Here is a 22,424-nt window from a genome sequence, read left to right on the forward strand (position 1 = left end):
GCCGACACCATGGCGTGTCGCTGTCCCATACTCACCGCAACTCATGCCGCGCACGCCAAAGGCCCCGCTCCACCGTCCTCGCGGACGGGGGTGCGGGGCCTTTGAGCAGCCCGCTCCGTAGAGCTTGAGCAGCGTCAGATCACTTGTTGATCTTGGTGACCTGACCGGCGCCGACAGTCCGGCCACCCTCACGGATGGCGAACTTCAGGCCCTCCTCCATGGCGACCGGCTGGATCAGGCTGACGGTCATCTCGGTGTTGTCGCCCGGCATGACCATCTCGGTGCCCTCGGGGAGGGTCACAACGCCCGTCACGTCCGTGGTACGGAAGTAGAACTGCGGACGGTAGTTGTTGAAGAACGGGGTGTGGCGACCGCCCTCGTCCTTCGACAGGATGTAGGCCTGGGCCTCGAACTCGGTGTGCGGGGTGACCGAACCGGGCTTGATGATGACCTGGCCGCGCTCGACATCCTCGCGCTTGATGCCGCGGAGCAGCAGACCGACGTTCTCACCGGCCTGGCCCTCGTCGAGCAGCTTGCGGAACATCTCGATACCGGTGACCGTGGTGGTGGTCTTCTCGGTCTTGATGCCGATGATGTCGACGGTCTCGTTGACCTTCAGCACACCGCGCTCGATACGGCCGGTGACGACCGTACCGCGACCGGTGATGGTGAAGACGTCCTCGATCGGCATCAGGAACGGCTTGTCGACGTCACGCTCGGGCTGCGGGATGGCCTCGTCCACGGCCTCCATCAGCTTGAGGACGGACTCGCCCCACTCCTTGTCGCCCTCGAGCGCCTTGAGCGCCGAGACCTTGACGACCGGAAGGTCGTCGCCCGGGAACTCGTACTCGGAGAGGAGCTCACGCACCTCGAGCTCGACGAGCTCCATGATCTCCTCGTCGTCCACCATGTCGGCCTTGTTCAGGGCGACAACGATGTACGGAACGCCGACCTGGCGGGCCAGGAGCACGTGCTCCTTGGTCTGCGGCATCGGGCCGTCGGTGGCGGCGACCACGAGGATGGCGCCGTCCATCTGCGCGGCACCGGTGATCATGTTCTTGATGTAGTCCGCGTGACCCGGGCAGTCGACGTGCGCGTAGTGACGCGACTCCGTCTGGTACTCGACGTGCGCGATGGAGATGGTGATACCGCGCTGACGCTCCTCAGGAGCCTTGTCGATCTGATCGAAGGCCGAGGCCTCGTTCAGGTTCGGGTACTTGTCGTGCAGCACCTTGGTGATCGCCGCGGTAAGGGTCGTCTTACCGTGGTCGATGTGACCGATGGTGCCGATGTTGACGTGCGGCTTAGTCCGCTCGAACTTCGCCTTCGCCACTGGGGTCCTCCTGTGGAGTGGTTCTGTAACGCATCCACACTTTGCGGATGGGTTCAGGTGGTCTTACCGAACCGGCCAGGACCCCGAGGGGGATGCCCTTCGCCGTATTCGTGTGGGGGCCGGCGGCCGGGGCCCGTCACAGACGCCACGATGAGCGATCTGCGACGGAATGCCCCGATGCCTTTGCTCCAGCCTAAAGGGTGAGAAACGCGGATGAACCCGCCTTACTCGCCCTTGGCCTTCGCGATGATCTCCTCGGCGACGCTCTTGGGAACCTCGGCGTAGGAGTCGAACTGCATGGAGTAGCTGGCGCGACCGGAGGTCTTGCTCCGGAGGTCGCCCACGTAACCGAACATCTCCGACAGCGGAACCAGGCCGGTGACCAGCTTGGCGCCACTGCGGTCCTCCATGGACTGAATCTGTCCACGGCGGGAGTTGATGTCACCGATCACGTCGCCCATGTAGTCCTCGGGCGTGGTGACCTCGACCTTCATCATCGGCTCCAGCAGGGCCGGGGAGGCCTTGCGGGCGGCCTCCTTGAAGGCCATCGAGCCGGCGATCTTGAAGGCCATTTCGGAGGAGTCGACCTCGTGGTAGCCACCGTCGAGAAGCGTGACCTTGACGCCGGTCAGCGGGTAGCCCGCGAGCACGCCGAACTCCATGGCCTCCTGGCAGCCCGCGTCCACGGACGGGATGTACTCCCGCGGGATACGGCCACCGGTGACCTTGTTCTCGAACTCGTAGCCGTCGCCCTCGAGCGGCGCGATGGCGATCTGGACCTTCGCGAACTGGCCCGAACCACCGGTCTGCTTCTTGTGCGTGTAGTCGACCCGGTCGACGCTCTTGCGGAGCGTCTCGCGGTAGGCCACCTGCGGCTTACCGACGTTGGCCTCGACCTTGAACTCACGCCTCATACGGTCGACCAGCACGTCGAGGTGCAGCTCGCCCATACCCGCGATGATGGTCTGGCCGGTCTCCTCGTTGGTCTTGACCCGGAAAGACGGGTCCTCCTCAGCGAGGCGCTGGATGGCCACACCCAGCTTCTCCTGGTCGCCCTTCGACTTGGGCTCGATGGCGACCTCGATGACCGGGGCCGGGAAGTCCATCGACTCGAGGATCACCGGGTTCGCCGGGTCGCAGAGGGTCTCACCGGTGGTGGTCTGCTTGAGACCCATGACGGCGACGATGTCGCCGGCACCCACCGAGTCGATCTCCTCACGCTTGTTGGCGTGCATCCGGTAGATCTTGCCGATGCGCTCCTTCTTGCCCTTCACGGAGTTCTGCACCTGGGTGCCGGTCTCCATGCGGCCCGAGTAGACCCGGACGAAGGTGAGCTTGCCGAGGTGCGGGTCGCTCATGATCTTGAACGCCAGGCCGGCGAACGGCTCGTCGTCCGACGGCTTGCGCTTGATGACCTCGTCGGGGTCCTTCACCGAGTGGCCCTCGACGGCCTCGATGTCCAGCGGCGAGGGGAGGTAGCGCACGACCGCGTCGAGCAGCGGCTGAACACCCTTGTTCTTGAAGGCGGTGCCACAGAACACGGGGGTGATCGTCGGCGAGCCCTCGGTGCCGGTGGAGGCGATGGTGATACGGCGGATCGCCGCGTACAGCTGCTCCACGGTGGGCTCCTCGCCCTCCAGGTACAGCTCCATCATCTGCTCGTCGTTCTCGGCGACGGCCTCGAGCAGCTTGCCGCGCCACTCGTCGGCGGCCTCGAGGTGGGTGTCCGGGATGTCGACGGTGTCGTACATCTCGCCCTTGGTCGCCTCGGCAGACCAGACGAACGCCTTCATGGTGACGAGGTCGACGACACCCTTGAAGTCGGCCTCGGTACCGATCGGCAGCTGCATGACCAGCGGCACCGCGCCCAGGCGGTCCACGATCATGTCCACACAGCGGTGGAACTCGGCACCGGTGCGGTCGAGCTTGTTGACGAAGCAGATACGCGGAACGCCGTAGCGGTCCGCCTGACGCCACACAGTCTCGGACTGCGGCTCCACACCGGCCACACCGTCGAACACCGTCACGGCGCCGTCGAGCACGCGCAGCGAACGCTCCACCTCGACGGTGAAGTCGACGTGGCCCGGGGTGTCGATGATGTTGATGGTGTGATCGACGTTCTCGAGCGGCCAGTGACAGGTCGTCGCGGCCGACGTGATCGTGATGCCGCGCTCCTGCTCCTGCTCCATCCAGTCCATGGTGGCAGCGCCATCGTGGACTTCACCGATCTTGTAGCTCACACCGGTGTAGAACAGGATCCGCTCGGTGGTGGTCGTCTTGCCCGCGTCGATGTGGGCCATGATCCCAATGTTGCGGACCTTGGCCAGGTCAAGTGAAGTGGTGGCCATATGGCTCAGTCTTCTCTCGGTTCTCGATGGGGTAGCGACTACCAGCGGTAGTGCGCGAAGGCCTTGTTGGACTCGGCCATCTTGTGAACGTCCTCGCGACGCTTGACGGAGGCGCCCAGACCGTTGCTGGCGTCCAGCAGCTCGTTCATCAGGCGCTCGGTCATGGTCTTCTCGCGACGGGCGCGGGAGTAGCCCACGAGCCAGCGCAGCGCGAGGGTGGAGGAGCGGCCGGGGCGAACCTCGACCGGCACCTGGTAGGTGGCGCCACCGACGCGGCGGGAGCGGACCTCGAGGGTCGGCTTCACGTTCTCCAGCGCGCGCTTGAGCGTGATGACCGGGTCGTTGCCGGACTTCTCGCGCAGGCCCTCCATGGCGCCGTAGACGATGCGCTCGGCGGTGGAGCGCTTGCCGTTCAGCAGCACCTTGTTGATGAGGGAGGTCACCAGAGGAGAGTTGTAGACCGGGTCGATGATGACCGGGCGCTTCGGGGCGGGGCCCTTACGAGGCATTCTTACTTCTCCTTCTTGGCGCCGTAGCGGCTGCGAGCCTGCTTGCGGTTCTTGACGCCCTGCGTGTCGAGGGAGCCGCGGATGATCTTGTAGCGAACACCCGGCAGGTCCTTCACACGGCCGCCACGCACGAGCACGATGGAGTGCTCCTGCAGGTTGTGGCCCTCACCCGGAATGTAAGCGGTGACCTCGATGCCGCTGGTCAGACGCACACGCGCGACCTTACGCAGGGCCGAGTTCGGCTTCTTCGGGGTGGTCGTGAAAACACGCGTGCAGACGCCACGGCGCTGGGGCGAACCCTCGAGCGCGGGCGTCTTGTTCTTCTCGACCTTGTCCTGCCGGCCCTTCCGGACCAGCTGCTGGATCGTAGGCACCGTTTCTCCGGTTTCTGTGTGCCAGTCTCGATAAAGCTAACCTGGGGATTTCTCCGACCCACGCGGTCGGGTGTGTCGCACACTGCAGACCCCCGCGCAGATTGCGGGAGAGTGCAGATTGTCGGTGTCGACACCTCGGCCTCCCGGAGGCCCCTCCGGGCCCTGAGGCCGCTGAAGAGTGCGCATACGGGAGCCCAGGGACACCCCAGGCACAAGGTCAGAGCGTACCTACCGCATCGGCTCCGGTCAAAACAAATGCACACGCGGCAAGGCACACCGGCCCGCAAGCATAGCCGCAGGGCGGCCACCCCGCCATGGGGTAGCCGCCCTGCGCCCGATCTGCGCCCGTAGGAGAGCGGGATTACTGGTTGTACGGACCGTAGTCGTAGTCCTCCAGCGGGACCGCCTGGCCGGAGCCCGTGCCGAAGGGCGAGTAGTCGATGTCGTCGTAACCGACGGCCGAGTACATCGCGGCCTTCGCCTCCTCGGTCGGCTCGACCCGGATGTTGCGGTAGCGGGACAGGCCCGTACCGGCCGGGATGAGCTTACCGATGATCACGTTCTCCTTGAGGCCGATCAGGGAGTCCGACTTGGCGTTGATCGCCGCGTCGGTGAGCACCCGGGTCGTCTCCTGGAAGGACGCCGCCGACAGCCAGGACTCGGTCGCCAGCGAGGCCTTGGTGATACCCATCAGCTGCGGACGGCCGGAGGCCGGGTGGCCGCCTTCCTGGACCACACGACGGTTCTCGGACTCGAAGCGCGACCGCTCCACCAGCTCGCCCGGCAGCAGCTCCGCGTCGCCGGACTCGATGATCGTCACCCGGCGCAGCATCTGCCGGATGATGATCTCGATGTGCTTGTCGTGGATCGACACACCCTGCGAGTTGTAGACCTTCTGGACCTCGCCGACCAGGTGCACCTGGACGGCGCGCTGGCCGAGGATGCGCAGCACGTCGTGCGGGTTGGTGGCACCCAGGGTCAGCCGCTGGCCGACCTCGACGTGATCGCCCTCGCCCACCAGCAGACGGGCTCGCTTGGAGACGCCGAAGGCCGTCTCGTCGGAGCCGTCGTCCGGGGTGACGACGATCTTCTTGGTCTTCTCGGTCTCCTCGATCCGGACCCGTCCCGCCGCCTCACTGATGGGCGCAACACCCTTGGGCGTACGGGCCTCGAAGAGCTCGACGACACGCGGCAGACCCTGGGTGATGTCGTCACCGGCCACACCACCGGTGTGGAAGGTACGCATCGTCAGCTGGGTGCCGGGCTCACCGATGGACTGGGCGGCGATGATGCCGACCGCCTCGCCGATGTCCACCAGCTTGCCGGTCGCCAGCGAACGGCCGTAGCAGAAGGCACAGGTGCCGACCGCGGACTCGCAGGTGAGGACCGAGCGGGTCTTGACGATCTCCACGCCGTGCCGCACGAGCTGGTCGATGAGAACATCGCCCAGGTCGACGTTGGCCGGCGCGATGACCTTGCCGTCCACGACGACGTCCTCGGCGAGCATCCGCGCGTACACGCTGGTCTCGACGTCGTCCGTCTTGCGCAGCACGCCGTCCGCGCCCCGGGTCGCGATCGCGAGCTTCAGACCGCGCTCGGTGCCGCAGTCCTCCTCACGGATGATCACGTCCTGGGAGACGTCCACCAGACGACGGGTCAGGTAACCCGAGTCGGCGGTACGCAGCGCGGTGTCCGCGAGACCCTTACGGGCACCGTGGGTGGAGATGAAGTACTCCAGCACGGAGAGACCCTCACGGAACGACGCCTTGATGGGCCGCGGGATGGTCTCGTTCTTCGCATTGGACACCAGACCACGCATACCGGCGATCTGACGCATCTGCATCATGTTTCCGCGAGCGCCCGAGTCGACCATCATGAAGATGGGGTTGGTCTTCGGGAAGTTCGCGTTCATCGCGTCGGCGACCTCGTTGGTCGCCTTGGTCCAGATCGAGATGAGCTCCTGGGTGCGCTCATCCTTGGTGATCAGACCACGCTCGTACTGCTTCTGGACCTTCTCGTCCTGCGCCTCGTAGCCCTCGATGATGGCCTTCTTGGCCTCGGGGACGACGACGTCGGAGATCGCGACGGTGACACCGGAGCGGGTCGCCCAGTGGAAACCGGACGCCTTCAGGTTGTCCAGGGTCGCCGCGACGATGACCTTCGGGTAGCGCTCGGCCAGGTCGTTGACGATCTCGGAGAGCTGCTTCTTGCCCACCGAGTAGTCGACGAACGGGTAGTCCTCGGGCAGCAGCTCGTTGAAGAGCGCGCGGCCCAGGGTGGTGCGCAGCCGGAAGCTGTCGCCCAGCGTCCAGGCAGGCTCGCCCTCTTCCGGAACCGGCGGGGTCCAGCCACGCGGCGGGACGGTGCCGATCGGGAAGCGGATGTCGATCTTCGCCTGGAGCGAGAGCTCGCGGGCGTCGAACGCCATGATCGCCTCGGCGGTCGAGCCGAACGCCCGGCCCTCGCCGATGACCTTCCGCTCCTCCTCGTCGGTGGTGAGGAAGAACAGACCGAGCACCATGTCCTGGGTGGGCATGGTCACCGGGCGGCCGTCGGCCGGCTTGAGGATGTTGTTCGAGGACAGCATCAGGATGCGGGCCTCGGCCTGCGCCTCCGCGGACAGCGGCAGGTGCACGGCCATCTGGTCACCGTCGAAGTCCGCGTTGAACGCGGTGCACACGAGCGGGTGGATCTGAATGGCCTTGCCCTCGACCAGCTGCGGCTCGAAGGCCTGGATGCCCAGACGGTGCAGGGTCGGCGCACGGTTCAGCAGCACCGGGTGCTCGGCGATGACCTCTTCGAGCACGTCGTACACGACCGTGCGGCCGCGCTCGACCATGCGCTTGGCCGACTTGATGTTCTGCGCGTGGTTCAGGTCCACCAGGCGCTTCATCACGAACGGCTTGAAGAGCTCCAGCGCCATGGCCTTGGGCAGACCGCACTGGTGCAGCTTGAGCTGCGGACCGACGACGATGACCGAACGGGCCGAGTAGTCGACTCGCTTGCCGAGCAGGTTCTGGCGGAAACGACCCTGCTTACCCTTCAGCATGTCGCTGAGGGACTTCAGCGGACGGTTACCGGGACCGGTCACCGGGCGGCCGCGGCGGCCGTTGTCGAACAGCGCGTCGACGGCCTCCTGCAGCATCCGCTTCTCGTTGTTCACGATGATCTCGGGGGCACCGAGGTCAAGGAGACGCTTGAGGCGGTTGTTCCGGTTGATGACGCGGCGGTACAGGTCGTTCAGGTCGGAGGTCGCGAAGCGGCCACCGTCCAGCTGCACCATCGGACGCAGGTCCGGCGGGATCACCGGGACGCAGTCCAGCACCATGCCGTTGGGGCTGTTGCGGGTCTGCAGGAAGGCGGAGACGACCTTGAGGCGCTTGAGCGCACGGGTCTTCTTCTGGCCCTTGCCGGTCCGGATGATCTCGCGGAGCCTCTCGGCCTCCTCGTCGAGGTCGAAGGACTCCAGGCGCTTCTGCAGGGCGGCGGCGCCCATGCCGCCCATGAAGTACGTGCCGAAGCGGTCACGCAGCTCGCGGTAGAGCAGCTCATCGCCCTCGAGGTCCTGGACCTTGAGGTTCTTGAAGCGGTTCCACACCTCGTCGAGACGGTCGATCTCGCGCTGGGCGCGGTCGCGCAGCTGCTTCATCTCGCGCTCGGCGCCCTCGCGCACCTTGCGGCGCACATCGGCCTTGGCGCCCTCGGCCTCCAGCTCGGCGAGGTCCGCCTCCGCCTTCTTGGCGCGGCTTTCCAGGTCGGCGTCGCGGCGCTGCTCGATCTGCTGGCGCTCGACGGAGACATGGGCCTCCAGCGAGGGCAGATCGCGCGTACGGCGCTCGTCGTCCACCCACGTGATCATGTAGGCGGCGAAGTAGATGACCTTCTCGAGGTCCTTCGGGGCGAGGTCGAGCAGGTAGCCCAGACGCGACGGGACGCCCTTGAAGTACCAGATATGGGTGACGGGAGCGGCCAGCTCGATGTGGCCCATCCGCTCACGGCGCACCTTGGCGCGGGTGACCTCGACACCGCAGCGCTCACAGATGATGCCCTTGAAACGGACGCGCTTGTACTTGCCGCAGTAGCACTCCCAGTCCCGGGTCGGACCGAAGATCTTCTCGCAGAAGAGTCCGTCCTTTTCGGGCTTCAGGGTGCGGTAGTTGATGGTCTCCGGCTTCTTGACCTCACCGTGGGACCACTGACGGATGTCGTCAGCAGTGGCGAGGCCGATCCGCAGCTCGTCGAAGAAGTTGACGTCGAGCACTTGTCGTCAATCCCTCTTTCAGGGTCGTGTCTTCGGGTCTGACTGGGGGTCCGGGGAGAGGCCGGGGCGGTCGCGGTGGACGACCGTCCCGGCCAGACCCGTCAGACCTCTTCGACGCTGCTCGGCTCGCGCCGCGACAGGTCGATACCGAGCTCCTCCGCAGCGCGGAAGACGTCCTCGTCGGTGTCGCGCATCTCGATGGACATGCCGTCGGACGACAGCACCTCCACGTTGAGGCACAGGGACTGCATCTCCTTGATGAGCACCTTGAAGGACTCAGGGATGCCGGGCTCGGGGATGTTCTCGCCCTTGACGATGGCCTCGTAGACCTTCACTCGGCCGGTGACGTCGTCGGACTTGATGGTCAGCAGCTCCTGGAGGGCGTACGCGGCGCCGTAGGCCTCGAGCGCCCACACCTCCATCTCACCGAAGCGCTGGCCACCGAACTGAGCCTTACCACCCAGCGGCTGCTGGGTGATCATCGAGTACGGACCGGTGGAGCGGGCGTGCAGCTTGTCGTCCACCAGGTGGTGCAGCTTGAGGATGTACATGTAGCCGACGGAGATCGGCTCCGGGAACGGCTCGCCGGAGCGGCCGTCGAACATCCGGGCCTTGCCGGAGGCCTGGACCAGGCGGTCGCCGTCGCGGTTCGGGATCGTCGACTCGAAGAGACCGGAGATCTCGTCCTCGCGGGCGCCGTCGAAGACCGGGGTCGCGACATTGGTGCCCGGCGCGACCTCGTCGGCGCCGATCGCCTGCAGCCGCTGCATCCAGTCCTCGGAGCCCTCGACCTTCCAGCCGCGGGAGGCCAGCCAGCCGAGGTGGATCTCCAGGACCTGTCCCGGGTTCATCCGGGACGGCACACCCAGCGGGTTGAGGATGATGTCGACCGGGGTGCCGTCCTCCAGGAACGGCATGTCCTCGACCGGCAGGATCTTGGAGATGACGCCCTTGTTGCCGTGGCGGCCGGCGAGCTTGTCACCATCGGTGATCTTGCGCTTCTGCGCCACGTAGACGCGGACCAGCTGGTTCACGCCCGGGGGCAGCTCGTCGCCCTCCTCGCGGTCGAAGACGCGCACGCCGATGACCTTGCCGATCTCACCGTGCGGCACCTTCAGCGAGGTGTCACGGACCTCACGGGCCTTCTCACCGAAGATCGCGCGCAGCAGGCGCTCCTCCGGGGTCAGCTCGGTCTCACCCTTCGGGGTGACCTTGCCGACCAGGATGTCGCCGGCCACGACCTCGGCACCGATGCGGATGATGCCGCGCTCGTCGAGGTCGGCCAGGACCTCCTCGGAGACGTTCGGGATGTCCCGGGTGATCTCCTCGGGGCCGAGCTTGGTGTCACGGGCGTCGACCTCGTGCTCCTCGATGTGGATCGAGGAGAGGACGTCGTCCTGCACCAGACGCTGGCTGAGGATGATCGCGTCCTCGTAGTTGTGGCCCTCCCACGGCATGAACGCCACCAGGAGGTTCTTGCCGAGTGCCATCTCGCCGTCCTCGGTGGACGGGCCGTCGGCCAGCACCTGGCCGGCGATCACCCGCGCGCCCTCGTCCACGACGACCTTCTGGTTGAAGGAGGTGCCCTGGTTGGAGCGGGAGAACTTGGCCACCCGGTAGGTGGTGTAGGTGCCGTCGTCGTTGGCCACCGTCACGTAGTCGGCGGAGACCTCCTGGACGACACCGTCCTTCTCGGCCTTGATGACGTCGCCGGCGTCGACCGCGCAGCGGTACTCCATGCCGGTGCCGACCAGCGGGGACTCCGCCTTGAGCAGCGGCACGGCCTGGCGCATCATGTTCGATCCCATGAGCGCGCGGTTGGCGTCGTCGTGCTCGAGGAACGGGATCATGGCGGTCGCGACCGACACCATCTGGCGCGGCGAGACGTCCATGTAGTCGACGTCGTCGCCCGGGATGTAGTCGACCTCGCCGCCACGGCGGCGGACCAGGACGCGGTTCTCGGCGAAGTGGAGGTCGTCCGTCAGCGGCGCGTTGGCCTGCGCGATGACGAATCGGTCCTCTTCGTCGGCCGTCAGGTAGTCGACCTCGTCGGAGACGACACCGTTTTCGACCCTGCGGTACGGGGTCTCGATGAAGCCGAACGCGTTGACCCGGCCGTACGAGGCGAGCGAGCCGATCAGACCGATGTTCGGGCCTTCGGGCGTCTCGATCGGGCACATGCGGCCGTAGTGCGACGGGTGCACGTCTCGGACCTCGAAGCCCGCCCGCTCACGGGACAGACCACCGGGGCCCAGCGCGTTCAGACGACGCTTGTGGGTCAGACCCGACAGCGGGTTCGTCTGGTCCATGAACTGCGACAGCTGGCTGGTGCCGAAGAACTCCTTGATGGAGGCGACGACCGGCCGGATGTTGATCAGGGTCTGCGGCGTGATCGCCTCGACGTCCTGAGTCGTCATGCGCTCACGGACGACGCGCTCCATACGGGCCAGACCCGTACGGACCTGGTTCTGGATCAGCTCGCCGACGTTACGGATACGGCGGTTGCCGAAGTGGTCGATGTCGTCGGTCTCGACGACGATCATCTGACCGTTCTCGCCGGTCGTCTCGGTCTCACCGGCGTGCAGCTTCACCAGGTACTTGATCGAGGCGATGACGTCCTCGACCGTCAGGACGCCCGCGTCCAGCGGAGCGGCCGCACCCAGCTTCTTGTTGACCTTGTAGCGGCCGACCTTCGCGAGGTCGTAGCGCTTGGGGTTGAAGTAGAGGTTCTCGAGCAGCGTCTGCGCAGCCTCACGCGTCGGGGGCTCGCCCGGGCGCAGCTTGCGGTAGATGTCGAGCAGCGCGTCGTCCTGGCCCTGGGTGTGGTCCTTCTCCAGGGTGGCGCGCATGGACTCGTACTCGCCGAACTCCTCGAGGATCTGCTCGGTGGTCCAGCCCAGCGCCTTCAGCAGAACGGTGATGGACTGCTTGCGCTTGCGGTCGATGCGGACACCGACCATGTCGCGCTTGTCGATCTCCATCTCCAGCCAGGCACCCCGGGACGGGATGACCTTGACGGAGAAGATGTCCTTGTCGGACGTCTTGTCGATGGAGGAGTCGAAGTACACACCCGGCGAGCGCACCAGCTGAGACACCACGACACGCTCGGTGCCGTTGATGACGAAGGTGCCCTTGTTGGTCATGAGCGGGAAGTCGCCCATGAAGACCGTCTGGGACTTGATCTCGCCGGTCTCGTTGTTGGTGAACTCGGCCGTGACGAAGAGCGGAGCCGCGTACGTGAAGTCGCGCTCCTTGCACTCGTCGATCGAGTTCTTCGGGGGCTCGAAGCGGTGATCACGGAAGGTCAGGGACATCGACCCAGAGAAGTCCTCGATCGGGGAGATCTCCTCGAAGATCTCTTCCAGACCGGACTTGGTGGGGACGTCCTGACCGCTGTCCAGCGCAGCCTCGACGCGAGCCTTCCAGGCGGCATTGCCGAGCAGCCAATCGAAGCTCTCGGTCTGCAGCGCAAGGAGGTTCGGAACCTCGAGAGGCTCCTTGATCTTCGCAAATGAGATGCGCAGCGGGGCGGTGCTGGCGCCGTTGTTCGTATTGGCAGTCGAGGCGTTGCGCGAGGCGGCCAAGAGGGGGTCCTTCCGAGGGCTCGGACTCACTACGCGCGTGCCGGTCCCAACTCGAGCCACAGAAGGAAATCCCTGGTCAGAGAGATTTCCTCGGACGTGCTCTCAGGTGGGTATGCCCCTGGTGACGGGCAGGAGGCAGCTAACAGGCAGCGCAAAGGGTCAGTGTAGCCACTTGGCACACTGATGTCCAGCTCCGAGTTCCTGAGACCGGCAGAGCCAATCTCTCCCTCCGCTGAGGGGGCCGCTCCCCCTCGTTGTCTTCTCGTTGTTTTCGAACGCCTGCAGCCACTCATGCGCCTCAAGCGCATACCGATACTGCCCGCTTCGCCGACGATCCATGCCTCGGACTTGGATCGGTGTGACGTCGCGTCCTGAGAATTGCGCGCTGCGTGCCGTTCGTCAAGGCCCCCCACTCCGGCGAGATCGTCACAGGGCGTGGCGACGGGCAACGAAGATCACCATACCCGCAGGGACCGACAAGGCAACGCAGCCGTGACGGAAGCGCCGAAGGGCGACCACCCCAACGGGTGATCGCCCTCACGGAGCGGAGCGGGTCAGCGGGCCCGGCAGGGCCCCTGAACCCCTCGGGTCACTTGACCTCGACGGAGGCGCCGGCGCCCTTGAGGGACTCGGCGGCCTTCTCGGCCTGCTCCTTGTTGACCTTCTCCAGGACCGGCTTCGGGGTGCCGTCGACGAGGTCCTTGGCCTCCTTCAGACCCAGCGAGGTCAGCTCACGCACGACCTTGATGACCTGGATCTTCTTCTCGCCGGCGCCGGTGAGGATGACGTCGAACTCGTCCTTCTCCTCAGCAGCCTCGGCCGGGGCGCCGGGGACACCCGCGGCGACGGCGACGGCGGCCGGGGCGGCGGCGGTGACGTCGAACTTCTCCTCGAAGAGCTTCACGAACTCGGAGAGCTCGATGAGGGTCATCTCCTCGAACTGGGCGAGCAGGTCTTCCTGGCTGAGCTTCGCCATGATGGCGGTCCTTCCACTAATTCGGCTGGTGCCGGATGTACATGTCCGCGGGCACGGGCCCGCTGGGCAGCGGGAGAATTACTCCGCGGCCTCGGCGGGAGCCGGCTCGCCGGCACCGCCCTGCTCTTCCTTCTTGACGCGAAGCGCCTCCGCCGTGCGGATGAACTTCGACGGAAGCGCCTGGAAGAGCGCCGCAGCCTGGGACTGCTTGCCCTTCATGGCGCCCGCCAGCTTGGCGAGCAGCACCTCGCGGGACTCGAGGTCCGCGAGCTTCTTGATCTCGTCGGCGGACAGCGCCTTGCCGTCAAGGACACCGCCCTTGATGACGAGAGCGGGGTTCTCCTTGGCGAAGTCACGGAGACCCTTCGCCGCCTCGACCGGGTCACCGGTCACGAAAGCGACGGCCGACGAACCCGCGAACAGGTCGTCGAGCGTGGAGATCCCGGCCTCGTTGGCCGCGATCTTGGTCAGCGTGTTCTTCACCACACGGTACTGAGCGTTCTCACCGAGCGAACGGCGCAGCTCCTTGAGCTGCGCGACGGTGAGACCGGTGTACGCGGTCACTAGAGCAGCGTTGGAGGTACGGAACTTGTCCGTCATCTCCTCGACGGCCGCGACCTTGTCAGGCCTCGCCATGAGCCTCGGCCTCCTTCCGGGTGATTTTCCAGCTAATCAGCCGCATCGGCCGGGCAAGGAGGCGAACAAAACGAAACGCCCCGGCGCAGGCGCTCGGGGCGTGACTCGACCGTGCGGGCTCGCGGCCCGATCGGGAGTCCATCCACGATCACCTGCGCAGGTCGTCCGCAGCTAGCGGATCCTTCGGCCGCCGCGCCCTTGGGAGGCACAGCAGCGACCAGCGGTCTTTGGCTTCTGTGGAAGGCTACGCGAACGGGCCGCGGCCAGGCAAATCGGCTCTCGGGCAGGTCACTGCTTGGCGAGGGCGTCCTCGAAGTTCATGGTGTCCGAGGCCGGCGGCTCCTCGACGGTGACCTTGGTGCCGTAGTCCGAGTAGAAGACCGTCGAGTCGTACGTCCCGTTGTTGCTCTCGGCCTGCTCCCGCTTCTTGACCAGCAGGTTCTTACCGTCGATCCACAGGTCGATGGTCTCGGTCTCCATGCCGGAGGTCTCCAGCTGCTTCTGCAGCGCCGTGAGGTCGCTCTCGGAGAGGTCCTTGGACTGCATCTTGGCCAGCTCGGAGACCTTCACGGTGCCGGTGTAGTGGGTCGCCTTGACGCCCTTGACCGACTCCGAGCCCACGCTCTTGACCTGGCCGGTGGCGATCAGCAGCTGCACCGAACGCGCCGGGTCGGTGTTCTGCATCTGGTCCTTGAGGAACTCGCCGGAGGCACCGGCCTGCTTGGCCAAGGTGTCGTAGTCGTACTTCATCCAGTGCTTGCCACCCGCCTGCGCCGCGAACTCGGGGCCGAGGTTCATGAACATCGCGTCGGGCGTGTAGCGAGCCTCCATGGGCTTGCCCGCCAGCGGCGAGTTCTGGACCGACCCGCCCTTCTGCGTGATGGTCATGTTGGCGCGCATGCCGTCCGCCCAGTCCATCGCGCCGGACATGGTCGAGTTCTGCGTACCCATCTGCGTGGTGCCCTCGACCTTGGCCGAGTGCTGCTGGTCCGTCTGCTGTGAGGCGAGCTTCAGGGCCGCGAGCGGGCCGCCCACCTGCTCGGCGGCCTTGTCGGAAGAGCCCTTGTTCGACTTGTCGCTGTCGGCCTTGTCGCTCCCACAGGCCGTGAGACCGGCCACCAGAACCACACCGGTGAGCACCGCCGCACTCCGGGCAGCGAAACGAGTACCGCGCACAGGTCCCCCTATGTCTTTGTCTTTGCTTCTTATTTATCTTTTACGACTGCTGAGACTGTATCTGAGAGGACGCACAACGCAGCGAGCCGGGTTCCCGCCCTCCACTTGGGAGGTGCGGGAACCCGGCTCGCAGGGGTTGAGAACGGGCTTAGACGGCCTCGTCCTCGACCAGCAGGTTGCGGGTGCGGTTGGCGTCCAGCGGGATGCCAGGGCCCATCGTGGTGGTCAGAGTCGCCTTCTTGATGTAGCGGCCCTTGGCGGCGGACGGCTTGAGACGGTTGATCTCCTCGAGCGCCGCGGCGTAGTTCTCCACCAGCTTGGTCTCGTCGAAGGAGACCTTGCCGATGATGAAGTGCAGGTTCGAGTGCTTGTCGACGCGGAACTCGATCTTGCCGCCCTTGATGTCGGTGACGGCCTTGGCCACGTCGGGGGTGACGGTGCCGGTCTTCGGGTTCGGCATCAGACCACGCGGACCGAGCACCCGGCCCAGACGGCCGACCTTGCCCATGAGGTCCGGGGTGGCGACGACGGCGTCGAAGTCCAGCCGACCCTTGGACACCTCATCGATCAGCTCGTCGGAGCCGACGATGTCGGCGCCGGCGGCCTCCGCGGCCGCAGCACGGTCACCGGTCGCGAAGACCAGGACCCGGGCGGTCTTGCCGGTGCCGTGCGGAAGGTTCACGGTGCCACGGACCATCTGGTCGGCCTTGCGCGGGTCGACACCCAGGCGCATGGCCACCTCGACGGTCGCGTCGAACTTGGCGGCGGAGGTCTCCTTGGCGAGCCGAACGGCCTCGAGCGGGGCGTACGCGCGCTCCCGGTCGATCTTGGCGTCCGCGCTGCGGAGAGTCTTGCTGCGCTTCACTGCTGCTCCTGAAAGGTTGTGGAGTCGTGGTCCGGGCCGCGCTCGGCCCTGCCACGGTGGTGCTACGGGGGTGTCAGCCCTCGACCGTGATGCCCATGGAGCGGGCGGTGCCGGCGATGATCTTCTCGGCGGCGTCCAGGTCGTTGGCGTTCAGGTCGGGCATCTTGGTGGTGGCGATGTCGCGGACCTGGTCGCGGGTGATCTTGGCGACCTTGGTCTTGTGCGGCTCGCCGGAGCCCTTCTCCACACCCGCGGCCTTGAGGATCAGCTTGGCGGCCGGCGGAGTCTTGGTGACGAAGGTGAAGGAACGGTCCTCGTAGACCGTGATCTCCACCGGCACGACCATGCCGCGCTGCGACTCGGTCGCGGCGTTGTAGGCCTTGCAGAACTCCATGATGTTGACGCCGTGCTGGCCCAGCGCGGGGCCGACCGGCGGAGCCGGGTTCGCGGCACCGGCCTGGATCTGGAGCTTGATCAGCCCCGTGACCTTCTTCTTCTTGGGAGGCATGCTCTCTCCGGGTCTTAGTGAGAGGTGATTCGCCTCCGAACCGGATCATCCGGATGGAGGCATACCGCACAACAGTAACGGGTATAGCTGTGCGGCCTAAAACCGAGCAGGTCAGACAGGCCGCGAAAGCCCGTCTGACCTGATCGGAAGGTTCGTATGGTCAGTTCTTCTGGATCTGGTCGAAGCTCAGCTCGACCGGGGTCTCCCGGCCGAAGATCTCCACCAGGCCCTTGACCTTCTTCGAGTCGGCGTTGATCTCGTTGATCGTCGCCTGCAGCGTCGCGAAGGGGCCGTCGGTGACCGTGACCGAGTCGCCCACCTCGAAGTCCAGCACCTGGACCTCGACCTTGCGGCTCGGCGCCGGCAGGCCCGCCTCCTCGGCGGCGGCCTTGGCGGCCTTCTCCTCGGCCTCCGGGGCGAGCATCTTGACGATCTCGTCCAGAGTCAGCGGGTACGGGTCGTACGCGTTGCCCACGAAGCCGGTGACGCCGGGGGTGTTGCGGACCACGCCCCAGGACTCGTTCGTCAGGTCCATGCGCACCAGCACATAGCCGGGCAGCTTGTTCTGGCGCACGGTGCGGCGGTCGCCGTTCTTGATCTGGACGACCTCTTCCTGCGGCACCTCGGCCTGGAAGATGTAGTCCTCGACGTTCAGCGATACGGCGCGCTGCTCGAGGTTGGTCTTCACGCGGTTCTCGTAGCCCGCGTAGGTGTGGATGACGTACCACTCGCCGGGGAGGGTACGCAGCTCCTCACGCAGGGCCTCGACCGGGTCGACCGCGACCTCTTCTTCGGCGGTCTCTTCCTCGGCCTCTTCTGCGTCAGCCTCTTCTTCGGCCTCTTCTGCGTCGGCCTCGGCGTCCTCGGCCGCCAGGACAGCGTCCTCGTCCTCGACGCGGACCGCATCCTTCTCGGCCGGCTCTCCCGCCTCAGCCTCCGCAGCCTCGGCCTGGTCCTCATCGGCAGCCTCGATGATGTCGAGCTCGTCCTCATCGGACTCGACGGCCGCGGCGGCCTCGTTCAGGTTCGGGTCAGACACGGTGGCTGCTTCTTCCTGGCTTCAAGAGGGGTGGAACGTACGAAGGGGCAACTCGGGACAGCGCCACCCTTCGAGGGTCAGCCAAAGACGTACTTGATGATTTGGTTGAACCCATAGTCAATCACGGTAACGATGCCGATCATGATGAGCACAAAGACGATCACCACACTGGTGTACGTCGACAGCTGGCCACGCGTGGGCCACACGACCTTGCGCAGCTCAGCGACGATCTGGCGGTAGAAGAGCGCGAGCCTGCCGAAGGGCCCCTTCTTGGCGCGCTTCCCGCCACGGCGGCCCTTCTTGGCCGCCACCTCTTCTTCGGGACGACCGCTTTCAGGCGTCGCGGTGGAGCCAAGGGCTTCCGTCACTACGTCCTCACCTGAATCCGGATCGTGGCCGTGCCGCGTCCGGCCCGGCCGCACAGCGGTGCATTCTCAGTACGCGCCCACGCACCCTCTAAACGTGCGTGTAGCAGGGCCGGAGGGACTTGAACCCCCAACCGCTGGTTTTGGAGACCAGTGCTCTACCAATTGAGCTACGACCCTTTGCGGCTCCACCCAACCTACCGCATCCACCCGGCTCCATGGAGTGCGCGAGACGAAACGGCTGTTGAGCGGCCAACGACGGATGAGTGTACGTGGTCCAGGGCCGGGCGTCGAACGAGAAGCGCCCGGGGCGCCCTTAAACCCGTGTGCCGCGCTATTCGTCGGTCTGGGACGATGCACATATGACCGCTGCTAACCCTCCTGCACAGTCCCCGACAGAGCGCCGTGTCTCCGCCCGTATCGGAGCCATTTCCGAGTCCGCCACGCTCGCCGTCGACGCCAAGGCCAAGGCCCTCAAGGCCGCCGGGCGTCCGGTGATCGGCTTCGGCGCGGGCGAGCCCGACTTCCCCACGCCCGACTACATCGTCGAGGCGGCGGTGGAGGCCTGCCGCAACCCGAAGTACCACCGCTACACCCCGGCCGGCGGGCTGCCCGAGCTCAAGGCCGCGATCGCCGCGAAGACGCTGCGCGACAGCGGCTACGAGGTCGAGGCGGCGCAGGTCCTGGTGACCAACGGCGGCAAGCAGGCGATCTACGAGGCGTTCGCGGCGATCCTGGACCCGGGCGACGAGGTCATCGTCCCCGCCCCGTACTGGACCACCTACCCCGAGTCGATCCGGCTCGCGGGCGGCGTCCCGGTCGACGTCGTCGCCGACGAGACCACCGGCTACCGGGTCTCCGTGGAGCAGCTGGAGGCGGCCCGCACCGAGCGCACCAAGGTGCTGCTCTTCGTCTCCCCGTCCAACCCCACCGGCGCCGTCTACCCGCGTGAGCAGGCCGAGGCGATCGGGCGCTGGGCGGCCGAGCACGGGCTGTGGGTGCTCACCGACGAGATCTACGAGCACCTGGTGTACGGGGACGCGGAATTCCACTCGCTGCCGGTCGTGGTGCCCGAGCTGCGGGACAAGTGCATCGTGGTCAACGGCGTGGCGAAGACGTACGCCATGACCGGCTGGCGGGTGGGCTGGGTCATCGGCCCCAAGGACGTCGTCAAGGCCGCGACCAACCTCCAGTCGCACGCCACCTCCAACGTGAACAATGTCGCACAGGCCGCCGCCCTGGCCGCCGTCGCGGGCGACCTGGACGCCGTGGCCACGATGCGCGAGGCCTTCGACCGCCGCCGCCGGACCATCGTGCGGATGCTGAACGAGATCGACGGCGTGGAGTGCCCCGAGCCCGAGGGCGCCTTCTACGTCTACCCCTCGGTGAAGGCCCTGATCGGCAAGGAGATCCGCGGCAAGCGCCCGCAGAGCTCCGTGGAGCTGGCCGAGCTGATCCTGGAGGAGGCCGAGGTCGCGGTCGTCCCGGGCGAGGCCTTCGGCACCCCGGGCTATCTGCGGCTCTCGTACGCGCTGGGCGACGAGGACCTGGTCGAGGGGATCTCCCGGCTGCAGAAGCTGCTGGGCGAGGCGCGCGACTGATTTCGCGCCCCCTCGGACACGCGTGACGCGGGCGCTCGGCAGTGGCCGGGCGCCCGCGTCCGTTTACGCCCGCCCTTTGCGCCCGCCCTTTGCGCCCGCATTCAGGTAGACCCGTATTCATGTGCGGGCAAGCCCCCGTTCGGCGAAAGCGGTACCGGCGCGCCCTGGGCTGCGGCAGTATCTGCAGATGGCACGTGACGTACTTCTGCTCCCCAAAGCGCATCTCCATCTGCATTTCACCGGCTCCATGCGTCCCGCCACGCTGCTCGAGCTCGCCGACAAATACGGCGTCCACCTCCCGGAAGCGCTCAGCAGCGGCGAGCCCCCCAGACTGCGGGCCACCGACGAGCGCGGCTGGTTCCGGTTCCAGCGGCTGTACGACATCGCGCGGTCCTGTCTGCGCGAGCCCGAGGACATCCAGCGGCTGGTGCGCGAGGCCGCCGAGGAGGACGTACGGGACGGCGCCAAGTGGCTGGAGATCCAGGTCGACCCCACCTCGTACGCCCCGCGGCTCGGCGGTCTGATCCCGGCGCTGGAGATCATCCTGGACGCCGTGGAGACCGCCTCACGGGACACCGGGCTCGGGATGCGGGTGCTGGTCGCCGCCAACCGTATGAAGCACCCCCTGGAAGCGCGCACGCTGGCCCGGCTGGCGGTCCGCTTCGCCGACCGCGGCGTCATCGGCTTCGGGCTGTCCAACGACGAGCGGCGCGGCCTGGCCCGGGACTTCGACCGGGCCTTCGCCATCGCCCGCGAGGGCGGCCTGCTGGCGGCCCCGCACGGCGGCGAGCTGTCGGGCCCCAGCAGCGTCCGCGACTGCCTGGACGACCTCGGCGCCCAGCGAGTGGGCCACGGCGTACGGGCAGCCGAGGACCCCCGGCTGCTGCGCCGGCTCGCCGAGCGCGGCGTGACCTGCGAGGTGTGCCCGTCCTCGAACGTGGCCCTGGGCGTCTACGAGAAGCCCGAGGACGTGCCGCTGCGCACCCTGTACGAGGCCGGGGTGCCGATGGCGCTGGGCGCCGACGACCCGCTGCTGTTCGGGTCGCGGCTGGCGGCCCAGTACGAGCTGGCCCGCGAGCACCACGGCTTCACGGACACCGAGCTGGCCGAGCTGGCCCGCCAGTCCATCCGCGGCTCGGCGGCCCCCAAGGACGTGGCCGCGCCGCTGCTCGCGGACATCGACGCCTGGCTGGCGGCCGGGTGAGCGAGGCGACGGCTCAGAGGCTGACGCCGACCGTCACCGGCTCGTTGACGAGCGTGACCCCGAACGCGGCCTCGACCCCGGCGACGACCTCGCGGGCGAGCGCGAGCAGGTCCTCGGTCGTGGCCTCGCCGCGGTTGGTCAGGGCGAGGGTGTGCTTGGTGGAGATGCGTGCCGGGCCGGTGCCGTAGCCCTTGGTGAAGCCCGCCTTGTCGATCAGCCATGCGGCGGAGGTCTTGATCCGCCCCTCCCCCGCCGGATAGGCGGGCGGGGTGACGTCCGGGCCCAGGCGCTCGGCGACGCGGGCCAGGAAGGCGGCGTGGGCCTCTTCGGTCAGGATCGGGTTGGTGAAGAAGGAGCCCGCGGACCAGGTGTCGTGGTCCCGCGGGTCGAGGACCATTCCCTTCCCCGCACGGAGCTTCAGGACCTCGTCGCGGGCGGTGGCCACCGGCACCCGCTCCCCCACCGCCACGCCGAGGGTGCGGGCGGTCTCCGCGTACTTGACCGGCGCGGACAGACCGTCCGCGTCCTCCAGCGCGAAGCGCACCCGCAGCACCACATGGCGGGCCGGGTCGGCCTTGAAGCGGCTGTGGCGGTAGGCGAAGCCGCAGTCGGCGTTCGGGATGGTCACGACGGTCTCGGTGCGCCGGTCGTACGCGACGACCTCGGTGATCGTGGCCGAGACCTCCTGGCCGTACGCGCCCACGTTCTGGATCGGGGTCGCCCCCGCGGAGCCGGGGATTCCGGCCAGGCACTCGACCCCGGCGAGTCCGGCCCCGACCGTACGGGCCACCGCGTCCGACCAGTTCTCGCCCGCGGCCAGCTCCAGCCGGCCGCCGTCGAGGGTGAAGCCGCTGGTCGCGATGCGCAGGGCGGTGCCGTCGAAGCCCTTGTCGGCGATGACCAGATTGCTGCCGCCGCCTATGACCAGCAGCGGGGTCCCGGCCGCGTCGGCCTCCCGGACCGCAGCGATCACCTCGTCGTCGGTGGTGGCCGTGAGCAGCCGGCCGGCCGGGCCGCCGAGGCGGAAGGTGGTGAGGGGGGCCAGGGGCGCGTCGTGGAGTTCCTGCACGCGCTCAAGAGTACGGGGGCGCCCCGCCGGGGCCTGGTCTGGCCTGGCCTTGCTTGGCCCTGCCTGGCCCGTGGGGCGCCTCTCGTGCTCTCTGCCGCCGGGCGGGTCTCAGGCGAGGCGGACGACGGCGCGGGCCCGGCCCAGCACCTTCTGCCCCGCGCTGGTCGCCACGACGTCGACGCGGACCGTACGGGCCTCGTCGTCCAGCTTGGCTGCGACCTTGGCGGTCACCTCGACGACCGAGCCCTTCTCGTCGTTCGGCACGACGACCGGCTTGGTGAAGCGCACCCCGTACTCCACGACGGCCGCCGGGTCCCCGGCCCAGTCGGTCACCACGCGGCCCGCCTCGGCCATGGTGAACATGCCGTGCGCGATGACGTCGGGGAGGCCGACCTCTTTGGCGAACTTCTCGTTCCAGTGGATCGGGTTGAAGTCCCCCGACGCGCCCGCGTACTGGACGAGGTCCGCGCGGGTCACGGGGAAATCCTGCGCGGGCAGCTCGGTGCCGACCTCGACATCGTCGTACGAGACCTTGGCTGTCATCTGCCGTCCTTTGCTGCCTGGGCGTCTGCTGCC

Annotated in this window: 17 protein-coding genes and 1 tRNA gene; 2 read left to right on the forward strand and 16 right to left on the reverse strand. The window is 67.2% G+C overall.

Translation table 11 applies throughout. The annotated features are described in order from the left end of the window. Positions 1–139 precede the first annotated feature (139 nt). From tuf to ACWDSL_RS25740, 14 genes are all read right to left on the reverse strand, one after another. Positions 140–1,333: an elongation factor Tu gene (gene tuf, locus ACWDSL_RS25675; protein WP_450489166.1), complete on the reverse strand. Its 1,194-nt coding sequence runs from the start codon at positions 1,331–1,333 to the stop codon at positions 140–142. Positions 1,334–1,557: 224 nt separating this feature from the next. Continuing rightward, positions 1,558–3,681: an elongation factor G gene (gene fusA / locus ACWDSL_RS25680; protein WP_450489168.1), complete on the reverse strand. Its 2,124-nt coding sequence runs from the start codon at positions 3,679–3,681 to the stop codon at positions 1,558–1,560. A 38-nt stretch (positions 3,682–3,719) separates the two neighbouring features. Continuing rightward, complete coding sequence (rpsG, locus tag ACWDSL_RS25685) at positions 3,720–4,190, reverse strand: 30S ribosomal protein S7 (protein WP_450489170.1); 471 nt, start codon at positions 4,188–4,190, stop codon at positions 3,720–3,722. 2 nt (positions 4,191–4,192) lie between these two features. Beyond that, positions 4,193–4,564, reverse strand: a complete 372-nt coding sequence (gene rpsL / locus ACWDSL_RS25690; protein ID WP_003948652.1) for a 30S ribosomal protein S12 — start codon at positions 4,562–4,564, stop codon at positions 4,193–4,195. 361 nt (positions 4,565–4,925) lie between these two features. Next, positions 4,926–8,825, reverse strand: a complete 3,900-nt coding sequence (locus ACWDSL_RS25695; RefSeq protein ID WP_450489172.1) for a DNA-directed RNA polymerase subunit beta' — start codon at positions 8,823–8,825, stop codon at positions 4,926–4,928. 101 nt (positions 8,826–8,926) lie between these two features. Further along, positions 8,927–12,409 carry a DNA-directed RNA polymerase subunit beta gene (rpoB, locus tag ACWDSL_RS25700; RefSeq protein ID WP_450489173.1) on the reverse strand — a complete coding sequence of 1,161 codons (3,483 nt, stop codon included), beginning with the start codon at positions 12,407–12,409 and terminating at the stop codon, positions 8,927–8,929. 589 nt (positions 12,410–12,998) lie between these two features. Further along, positions 12,999–13,385: a 50S ribosomal protein L7/L12 gene (gene rplL, locus ACWDSL_RS25705; RefSeq protein ID WP_450489175.1), complete on the reverse strand. Its 387-nt coding sequence runs from the start codon at positions 13,383–13,385 to the stop codon at positions 12,999–13,001. Positions 13,386–13,463: 78 nt separating this feature from the next. Further along, complete coding sequence (gene rplJ, locus ACWDSL_RS25710) at positions 13,464–14,021, reverse strand: 50S ribosomal protein L10 (protein WP_450489177.1); 558 nt, start codon at positions 14,019–14,021, stop codon at positions 13,464–13,466. A 288-nt stretch (positions 14,022–14,309) separates the two neighbouring features. Further along, positions 14,310–15,161 (reverse strand): hypothetical protein, encoded by an 852-nt coding sequence (locus ACWDSL_RS25715; protein WP_450489179.1) that lies wholly within the window; start codon positions 15,159–15,161, stop codon positions 14,310–14,312. Positions 15,162–15,345: 184 nt separating this feature from the next. Further along, on the reverse strand, positions 15,346–16,062 hold the full coding sequence (gene rplA / locus ACWDSL_RS25720) for a 50S ribosomal protein L1 (protein WP_450489181.1): 717 nt from the start codon (positions 16,060–16,062) through the stop codon (positions 15,346–15,348). 73 nt (positions 16,063–16,135) lie between these two features. Then, positions 16,136–16,570 (reverse strand): 50S ribosomal protein L11, encoded by a 435-nt coding sequence (rplK, locus tag ACWDSL_RS25725; RefSeq protein WP_030412999.1) that lies wholly within the window; start codon positions 16,568–16,570, stop codon positions 16,136–16,138. A 160-nt stretch (positions 16,571–16,730) separates the two neighbouring features. Then, complete coding sequence (gene nusG / locus ACWDSL_RS25730; RefSeq protein ID WP_450489183.1) at positions 16,731–17,609, reverse strand: transcription termination/antitermination protein NusG; 879 nt, start codon at positions 17,607–17,609, stop codon at positions 16,731–16,733. A 77-nt stretch (positions 17,610–17,686) separates the two neighbouring features. After that, positions 17,687–17,977, reverse strand: coding sequence for a preprotein translocase subunit SecE (gene secE / locus ACWDSL_RS25735; RefSeq protein ID WP_450489185.1), 291 nt, complete (start codon positions 17,975–17,977; stop codon positions 17,687–17,689). Positions 17,978–18,081: 104 nt separating this feature from the next. Next, positions 18,082–18,154, reverse strand: a tRNA-Trp gene (locus ACWDSL_RS25740). A gap of 182 nt (positions 18,155–18,336) precedes the next feature. Here ACWDSL_RS25740 and ACWDSL_RS25745 point away from each other — a divergent pair. Then, positions 18,337–19,575, forward strand: coding sequence for a pyridoxal phosphate-dependent aminotransferase (locus ACWDSL_RS25745; protein WP_450489187.1), 1,239 nt, complete (start codon positions 18,337–18,339; stop codon positions 19,573–19,575). A 187-nt stretch (positions 19,576–19,762) separates the two neighbouring features. Then, positions 19,763–20,779, forward strand: a complete 1,017-nt coding sequence (locus ACWDSL_RS25750; RefSeq protein ID WP_450489189.1) for an adenosine deaminase — start codon at positions 19,763–19,765, stop codon at positions 20,777–20,779. A gap of 13 nt (positions 20,780–20,792) precedes the next feature. On the opposite strand, the gene ACWDSL_RS25755 is transcribed toward ACWDSL_RS25750, so the two are convergent. Both ACWDSL_RS25755 and ACWDSL_RS25760 read right to left on the reverse strand, forming a co-directional pair. After that, positions 20,793–21,848 (reverse strand): UDP-N-acetylmuramate dehydrogenase, encoded by a 1,056-nt coding sequence (locus ACWDSL_RS25755; protein ID WP_450489191.1) that lies wholly within the window; start codon positions 21,846–21,848, stop codon positions 20,793–20,795. A 108-nt stretch (positions 21,849–21,956) separates the two neighbouring features. After that, complete coding sequence (locus tag ACWDSL_RS25760; protein ID WP_450489193.1) at positions 21,957–22,391, reverse strand: MaoC family dehydratase; 435 nt, start codon at positions 22,389–22,391, stop codon at positions 21,957–21,959. Positions 22,392–22,424 lie beyond the last annotated feature (33 nt).

The organism is Streptomyces sp. NPDC000941, assembly GCF_053599555.1.